The sequence below is a fragment of the Vibrio sp. 10N.261.52.A1 genome (genome assembly GCF_002876325.1).
GTDB classification, from domain to species: domain Bacteria; phylum Pseudomonadota; class Gammaproteobacteria; order Enterobacterales; family Vibrionaceae; genus Vibrio; species Vibrio chagasii.
The window spans coordinates 1-2,548 of sequence record NZ_MCYD01000265.1 but is presented as its reverse complement, the minus strand read 5'-3'; the positions used below and the strand labels follow the sequence as shown (position 1 = coordinate 2,548).

Annotated in this window: 2 protein-coding genes, 1 pseudogene and 1 other annotated feature; all 3 genes and pseudogenes read right to left on the bottom strand. The window is 41.6% G+C overall.

Features of this window, described 5'->3' with window-relative positions:
• A pseudogene (locus tag BCT81_RS03420) lies at positions 1-199 on the bottom strand (c-di-GMP phosphodiesterase A-related protein); the annotation flags it as partial.
• Positions 200-530: 331 nt separating this feature from the next.
• Positions 531-1,706 (bottom strand): prephenate dehydratase, encoded by a 1,176-nt coding sequence (gene pheA, locus BCT81_RS03415; protein ID WP_004739491.1) that lies wholly within the window; start codon positions 1,704-1,706, stop codon positions 531-533.
• 12 nt (positions 1,707-1,718) lie between these two features.
• Positions 1,719-1,840, bottom strand: a sequence feature (Phe leader region).
• A 110-nt stretch (positions 1,841-1,950) separates the two neighbouring features.
• A complete protein-coding gene (gene raiA, locus BCT81_RS03410; RefSeq protein WP_004739490.1) occupies positions 1,951-2,286 on the bottom strand; it encodes a ribosome-associated translation inhibitor RaiA in 336 nt (111 codons plus the stop codon).
• Positions 2,287-2,548: the final 262 nt, after the last annotated feature.

Genomic DNA, 2,548 nt, shown 5'->3' with positions numbered 1-2,548 from the left:
GCGCATAAGAATAGCTGTTCAAAAAAGATCGCGATTGACGAAAGTGTCCGGCGAGCTTTTCCATACTCAATTGCAGAGCATTATCTTCGCGTTTGATGAAACTGTTTTTTTGAGTCGAGTAAATGATATAGCTGGAAGCCGCAGTACTGATCAGTATTACGGGTGCAATCAGAAGTAATATTTTCGTACTTAGCTTCATGGCTACTCACAACATGGTTTATAAATTTGAGCGCGTAAGTCTATGTTACTTGGAGTGAGCTCGCTATTAATTACACGTTGTACGGTGCTTTCCTGTGAAGGCGGTAAGGTTTTGTCTTTATTGATAAAAAAGCTATTAATGAGTTTTCTGTTAGAAAAGCGTAGGGCTACTTAGAGGGGAGGTGGTGTAGAACGATAAATCAATGATTAGAGGCTAGGAAATGCCAAAGAGAGCGTTGTTTCTAAATGATATGTGTAGTCATGGTGATTTAAGTATTTGGCCTACCATAGGCCAAATACTTATGTTAGCTGAAAGCGTTATTCGTTCTCGGCTACGACAGCTTAACCTGAGTCGCTTTGATGTTTTCGCTTGGGTAACAGCCTAGCACTTTGAGGTGGCGAGTAATGGCCGTCAATTCTGTGATCGCTTGCTGCATATTATCTGAGTCTAGGTGTGCTTCTAAGTCTACATAGAACATCTCTTCCCAAGGGTTACCCATAATCGGACGAGACTCTAGCTTAGTCATGTTGATACCTAAGCGTTGCAGAATCAGTAGTGTCTCTACTAATGAACCAGCTTCTTGTGAAGTCGACATAATGAGTGTCGTCTTCGCTGGGATTTGCGTTGATACTTCAACTGGCTTGCGTGCTACCACGATGAAACGCGTGTGGTTTTCTGTTTGATTTGCAATGTTACCTTGGATTGGCTGAAGCCCGTAAAGCTTGCCGCTCGATGCGTTACCAATCGCTGCGACATCATCACCGTCCAGATCTTTCACCTTTTTCATAGCGTCAGCTGTGCTGGCACAAGACTCAAGGGTGACATCTTTAAGACGGCTCAAAAACTCGCTGCATTGCTGATGAGGTTGTGGGTGCGAATAGAGGGTTTTGATGTCTTCTAAACGGATATCATTCTTAGCAACTAGGCAGTGCTCAATGGGTTGAGATAGCTCACCTACGATATAAAGCGTTGTGTGTTGAAGCAGGTCGTACACTTCGTTGATTGAACCTGAGCTGGTGTTCTCAATCGGCAATACGCCGTAATCTGCATGTCCCGATTCTACTGTTGAGGCAACCTCTTTGAAATGGCTACAGTTTAGCTCAATCAACTCCATATTCTTGCGGCTGAAATACTCGCGGCTTGCAAGGTGCGAGTAAGAGCCTTTAGAACCCAAGAATGCCACGCGAGCCAAAGGCTTACGGCTTTGTGGATTTGCGAGGTTTTGTAAGTATGACTGTTGCAGTAGAACTGAATCTTCAATGATGGTGTGAAACAGCTTAGTAATGTACTGAGCATCCAATTCGTATTTGTCTTTACCGTTGTTAATCAGCTTAACCAACAGTTGTTGTTCTCTTACTGCATCACGAACTGGCTTTGATGTCTCTACCTTGCTTTTAGCAACTTCGATGCTTAGCTTGCGACGTTCTGAAAGTAGTTTCAGTAGTTCGTCATCTAAATCATTAAGACGAAGGCGGATATCATCCAGTGAAATTGAGCGGTCAGTCATAAATGTGTCCTTATAAAAAAGCCTCCCTAGTTTGGGAGGCTTCTTGTTCGTTTTTGACTTGTTTTTCTAAAACGACTTGGCCTCCGATTTACGGAAGAAAAAAGAAGTCAAAAATAAACAAAGATTGGGTTTGCATAAAAAGTGATTGTTTTATGAATGTTTAAACACAATAAGCAAGCGAGCTACGAGCGTCAAGCAAAAAAATAGCGCCCTGAGGCGCTATTTTTTAATCTGTTATCTTTCCTTATTCTACTTCAGCTTCTAGCTCTTCGATTTCAGGCTTTTCAGCGCGGCGCGCTTCTGGTTTATGGCGTAGCTTGTTGAGTTGACGCTCTAGTTTTTGTTCTACTTCGTTGATAGCAACGTAGAGGTCGTCATGGATTGATGAAGCTACAAGTTGTCCTTTTGGTACAGTGATTACCGCTTCAAATTTCTTCTTCTTGTTTGGTTCTTCACTAAAGCTCGCTTGGCAACCAATGATGTCTACTTGCCATTTATCCAGCTTTTTAAATTTGCTTTCTATGTGATCACGGATTGCAGAGGTAATGTCGATGTTTTTACCAGTGATGTTCATTTTCATAGAAGTTTTCCTCTGTTGTATCCCTCATGGGTTAACTTCAGATTACGACTTTTGGGAATTGATAATGTGATATAGATCTTGTTTTGGTTGGGTGGAATGAGCATTAAAATCAAATGTGATCTTACGCAAGTCTTGATATCTTTTTGGCGAAAAATGCTTGTTATCCTTATGGAAAACGATAAGTTGGAGGCAAGGCTTCGCTAAAAATTAAATCAGTTTTTAGGGGCGTCTTACAGCTTACAGAAAGTGCTTGATGGATATT

Excerpts from the sequence above, each read along its gene's own strand:
- pheA (WP_004739491.1), bottom strand. The coding sequence starts at position 1,706 with ATGACTGACCGCTCAATTTCACTGGATGATATCCGCCTTCGTCTTAAT.
- raiA (WP_004739490.1), bottom strand. The coding sequence starts at position 2,286 with ATGAAAATGAACATCACTGGTAAAAACATCGACATTACCTCTGCAATC.